General features: G+C 71.0%; 6 protein-coding genes. 4 read left to right on the forward strand and 2 right to left on the reverse strand.

Going from position 1 to position 4,524, the window contains the following annotated elements:
• Window positions 1-422 (reverse strand): winged helix-turn-helix domain-containing protein (locus NON22_RS20665; protein ID WP_257388870.1); only part of this gene is annotated, 422 nt, incomplete at its 3' end.
• Window positions 423-966: 544 nt separating this feature from the next.
• Here NON22_RS20665 and NON22_RS20670 point away from each other — a divergent pair.
• The gene (locus tag NON22_RS20670) at window positions 967-1,683 is read left to right on the forward strand and encodes a DUF6348 family protein (protein WP_257388871.1); all 717 of its coding nucleotides are present in this window, start codon (window positions 967-969) and stop codon (window positions 1,681-1,683) included.
• 42 nt (window positions 1,684-1,725) lie between these two features.
• Here NON22_RS20670 and NON22_RS20675 read toward each other — a convergent pair whose 3' ends face one another.
• Window positions 1,726-2,220 carry a helix-turn-helix domain-containing protein gene (locus NON22_RS20675; RefSeq protein WP_343231953.1) on the reverse strand — a complete coding sequence of 165 codons (495 nt, stop codon included), beginning with the start codon at window positions 2,218-2,220 and terminating at the stop codon, window positions 1,726-1,728.
• 73 nt (window positions 2,221-2,293) lie between these two features.
• Here NON22_RS20675 and NON22_RS20680 point away from each other — a divergent pair, with 73 nt between their 5' ends.
• The 3 genes from NON22_RS20680 to NON22_RS20690 all read left to right on the forward strand — a co-directional run.
• Entirely contained in the window at window positions 2,294-3,157 is an 864-nt protein-coding gene (locus NON22_RS20680; protein WP_257388872.1) for a class I SAM-dependent methyltransferase, read from the forward strand.
• Window positions 3,150-3,656, forward strand: coding sequence for a DUF2938 domain-containing protein (locus NON22_RS20685; RefSeq protein WP_257388873.1), 507 nt, complete (start codon window positions 3,150-3,152; stop codon window positions 3,654-3,656). The genes NON22_RS20680 and NON22_RS20685 overlap by 8 nt, the downstream gene beginning before the upstream one ends.
• Before the next feature lie 112 nt (window positions 3,657-3,768).
• Window positions 3,769-4,524 (forward strand): NAD-dependent epimerase/dehydratase family protein (locus NON22_RS20690; RefSeq protein ID WP_257388874.1); only part of this gene is annotated, 756 nt, incomplete at its 3' end.

Below are 4,524 nucleotides of genomic sequence, written 5' to 3' on the forward strand. Positions count from 1 at the left end.
GCCGGCGAGGCGCCGGGCCACGGCGCCGGCACCGCGGCGATGTCGCCGATGCCGGCAGGCGTCGCGACGGCCGCAGGCGCCGACGCTGCCGGCGTTTCGGCGACTGCGGCGACGACCGGCGCGACCCAGTGATAGCCGAAGCGCGGCACCGTGCGCAGTACAGTCTGGCGCTCGGCGTCGTCGCCGACGGCGCGGCGGATCGCGAGCACGGCCTTGCCGAGCATGGTGTCGCTGATGCTGGTCTTGCCCCAGACCGCGGCGACGAGCTCGTCGCGGCCGACCGCGCGGTCGCGATGCTCGACCAGATAGGTCATGCAGTCGAAGACGGTCGGCGGCAGTTCCACGCGCTCGCCGGCACGGCGCAGCTCGCGCGCGGCGATGTCCAGCGTGCAATCGCCGAAACGGAGCAGTTGCCTGAGCATGCGCCGAGGTTAGCCGGCGCCGCACCGCGGCGAAAGCACAGCAAGGCCTGCCGTCGCGGATGTTGACCTCGCGGAGATCCGACTTTGGTCGAAGCACCGCTTTGCCGCCGTCGCGCGATTCCCCGGGCAGCGAGTGCTGCCGGAACCGGAACGATGCAGCCAAGTGCGACACCGACGATGCCGCCTCAAGCCAGGCTGGTCTGTCGTACCAGTAGCGCGCCGGTGGATTCCGCCGCAGCGAATGTCTACCGTGCGCTTTTTCGGGAGAACGCGCATGCGCTGGCTCAGCCGATGGTTCGGAACGAAACCGCGTACACAATCTGCTGCCGCAATCTCTGCGGAACCCAGGTCTGCGGCACCGCCCACAGAATCGACGGCGCCGGCATCGACATCTGTCGCATCGGCGTCCAGGACATCCGTGCCCCGGACGTTCGACTCTGCGACGTTTTCGCTGTCCGCCTCCACCGCCGCGGTTGACGTACCGGTCACGATCACTTCGGTGACCTGGGGTTCGACGAACTTCGCTCCTGCGGAAGCGGCGCCGATGGCGACAGAAGCGGCCGCGGCGCTACCGGTGCTCGCGGATCTGCTGCGCGAACACGGCCACGCCGTCACGGTCGGCGATGCGACGCTGGGCGTCGAAGGCTTCGTGCTGAGCCTCCGGCTCGACGGCATGGAGAACCGCAACGGCCATTGCCGCAGCGACACGCAGATCGCCGCGAGCCATCCGCAACTCGGCGACACCCCCATCGTCGAATATCAGTTCGGCTACGGCGTCGATGCCGAACAAGCCCTTCGCCGCGGCTTCGAGAATTGGTATCTGCTGGATTTCGTCGTGTTGCTCGATGCGCTGCACGAAACGCCGCAGCGCTGCCAGACCATGAGCTGGAGCGCCGATCCGGCCAACGATCCGACCACGGGTGCGCCTACGCCGCCGCGCAACTATCGCGTGCTGTTCGGCCCCGTCCATCATTTTCTCGACGATCCGTCTCGCCTGGCCGAAGGCGAAGATCCGGGCTTTTGCGACTGCTGCCTGTTCACTCGATCGCTGGATGCATTCAAGGCATTGCTGTTGCAAGGGCGCCTGATTCCCGCGCGACTGTTCGTGATGCGCCAGGCCAACGGCGAAACCGATGCCGACTGCCGCATCAACGGCGAGGACTATGCGCCGGTGCGCGAAGCCCTCGCGCGCTGGGCCGGCGATTGGACCGATCGCGGCCTGGAATGGCGCAAGCAATACGTGATCGCCCAACCGGTCTGAAACGCGGCGGCCGGCGGCACCGTCCATATCGAACCAACCGTCCTACTTCCTGCGGTCCGACCGGCGGCCTACGCTGCCGATGTTGTTCGGAGCCGGCACCACCTTGCCCGTCCTACGCGACGGACGCGGTCGCGCAGCATCGACGGCCCCGCTCGCGGCCGCGCGCAGGATGCGGCGGAACGTCGGGCACTCCATGTGGCTCGGTGCGCGGCAGGCGGCCGCGTGGCGCAGACCGTCGCGGATCGCGGCGAGCCGGCGCAAGGTGCGGTCGAGTTCGTCGGCCTTGGCCGCCAGCGCGCGACGGTCGATGCGCGGCCGGCCGTCCGGCGCGAACATCAGCGCGATCTCGTCCAGCGAGAAACCGGCGGCCTGCCCGAGCGCGACCAGGGCCAGCCGCTCGAGCACGCCCGCATCGAACAGACGGCGCAGGCCGCGGCGGCCGACCGATGCGATCAGGCCTTTCTCCTCGTAGTAGCGCAGGGCCGACGCGCTGATGCCGGAACGCCGCGCGACTTCGCCGATATCCAGAACCTGCATGGGCTTGACTTGAAGTCGACTTGAATTGGCAAAGTCTAGCGCAGCCGAATTCCCGGACTGCGAGGAAAACCCGATGAACGACACCGCCGCTCCCGTCAACGACACCGCCGCGCTCTGGAACGGCCCGGCCGGACAGGCCTGGGTCGACCACCAGGAACTGCTGGACGCGATGCTGCAGCCGTTCGAGGACCTGCTCGTCGACACGCCGGCCGCGGCCGGCGCCGCGCAGGTGCTCGACATCGGCTGCGGCACCGGCAAGGTCGCGCGCACGATCGTGCAGTGCCTCGGACCCGACGGCCGCTGCGTCGGCGTCGACGTCTCGACCCCCATGATCGCCGCCGCCGTCGCCGCGACGACCGATGCGCGCCTGAGCTTCGTCTGCGCCGACGCGCAGACCCGGGCGTTCGCGCCGGCGAGCTTCGATCTGCTGGTCTCGCGCTTCGGCGTGATGTTCTTCGACGAGCCGGAAACCGCGTTCGCGAATCTGCGCCGCGCCGCGCGCGAGGGCGCGCTCCTGCGCTGCGTCGCCTGGCGCGGCGCCGAGGAGAATCCGTTCATGACGACGGCCGAACGCGCGGCCGCTCCGCTGTTGCCGGCGCTGCCGCCGCGGCGCGCCGATGCGCCCGGACAGTTCGCGTTCGGCGCTGCGGCGCGCGTGCGCGGCATCCTCGAATCGGCCGGCTGGCGCGAGGTCGAGCTCAGGCCCGTCGACCTCGTCTGCCGGCTGCCCGAATCGTCGCTGATCACCTACCTGAGCCACCTGGGTCCGGTCGGCCTTGCACTGCGCGGCGCCGACGACGCGACCCGCGCGCGCGTGGTCGCGACCGTGCGCGCCGCGTTCGACCGCTTCGTCGACGGCGACGACGTCCGCTTCACCGCCGCCTGCTGGCTCATCGAAGCGCGCGCCGGCGCGCCGACGGACGTACGTCATGTCTGAGTGCCTGCAACCGTTCGCGGCCGCCGTGCCGCTCGGCGTGGCCGCCACCGTATTCATCGACGCCTGGGCGCTGCTGCGCCGCCGGCTGTTCGGCATTCCGGCGCTGGACTATGCGCTGGTCGGTCGCTGGCTCGCGCATCTGCCGCGCGGACGTTTCCGTCACGCGTCGATCGCCGCGGCCGATGCCGTGCGCGGCGAAGGCCTGATCGGCTGGACCGCGCATTACCTGATCGGCGTCGCGTTCGCCGCGGCGCTGCTCGTCGTCGCCGGCGCCGGCTGGCTGAGCGACCCGACCCTCGCTCCGGCGTTGCTGGTCGGCCTCGCCAGCGCTGCGGCACCGTTCCTGCTGCTGCAGCCCGGCTTCGGCGCCGGCGTCGCCGCGTCGCGCACGCCGCGACCCTGGCGCGTCCGCGCGCAGACCGTACTGACGCACACGCTGTTCGGTGTCGGCCTGTACCTCGCGGCGCTCGCGGCGAAGCGGCTGGAGCTGCTCCAGTGACGACGCATGCCGGACGGCGGCGGACGACGCGGCCCGTTTCGCACGACGCTCGCGCGGCCTCCGCATCGACGTAATGTCGTGCGATGCTTGATCCGTCGCCACGGAGAGCAGCATGAACGTGCTCGTGACCGGTTCGTCGGGACGCATAGGCCGCGCGATCCGTGTCGCCCTGTCGCGCCGCGGCATCCGCGTGCGCGGTCTCGACCGCAGTCCGTCGTCGACGGCCGACGTCGTCGGCGATCTGCTGTCGCCGGGCCTGCTGCGCAGGGCACTCGACGGCATCGATGCCGTTGTGCACACCGCCGCGCTGCACGCGCCGCAGGTCGGCCATCTGCCCGATGCGGAATTCCGGCGCGTCAACGTCGACGGCACGCGCGCGCTGCTCGAGGCGGCAGCGACCGCCGGTCTGCGCCGCATCGTTTTCACGAGCACGACCGCGCTGTACGGCGACGCGGCGACGCCGCCGGACCGTGCCGGCTGGGTCGACGAAACCCTGGTGCCGGCGCCGCTCACGATCTATCACCACACCAAGCTCGACGCCGAACGCGTGCTCGCAGAAGCCGCGGAGCACGGCGGACCGGCGGTGCGCATCCTGCGCCTGTCGCGCTGCTTTCCGGAAGCGGCCAATCGCATGGCCGTCTACCGCCTGCACCGCGGCATCGACGCGCGCGATGTCGCCGCGGCGCATCTCGCCGCGCTCGGCAATGCCATTGACGGCGCCGTCGCGACGTACGTGATCTCGGGCACCACGCCGTTCCGGCGCGAGGATGCCGGCACCTTGCGGACCGGTGCGCCGCGCGTGATCGCCGCACGCGCGCCGGCGCTCGCCGCCGCGTTCGCGGCGCGCGGCTGGTCGCTGCCGCAAGGC

The sequence above is a fragment of the Tahibacter caeni genome (genome assembly GCF_024609805.1).
Classification (GTDB): Bacteria; Pseudomonadota; Gammaproteobacteria; order Xanthomonadales; family Rhodanobacteraceae; genus Tahibacter; species Tahibacter caeni.

Bases quoted from the DNA above. Each gene is read 5' to 3' on its own strand.
- NON22_RS20670 (WP_257388871.1), top strand. From the start codon at position 967: ATGGCGACAGAAGCGGCCGCGGCGCTACCGGTGCTCGCGGATCTGCTG.
- NON22_RS20680 (WP_257388872.1), top strand. From the start codon at position 2,294: ATGAACGACACCGCCGCTCCCGTCAACGACACCGCCGCGCTCTGGAAC.
- NON22_RS20685 (WP_257388873.1), top strand. From the start codon at position 3,150: ATGTCTGAGTGCCTGCAACCGTTCGCGGCCGCCGTGCCGCTCGGCGTG.
- NON22_RS20675 (WP_343231953.1), bottom strand. From the start codon at position 2,220: ATGCAGGTTCTGGATATCGGCGAAGTCGCGCGGCGTTCCGGCATCAGC.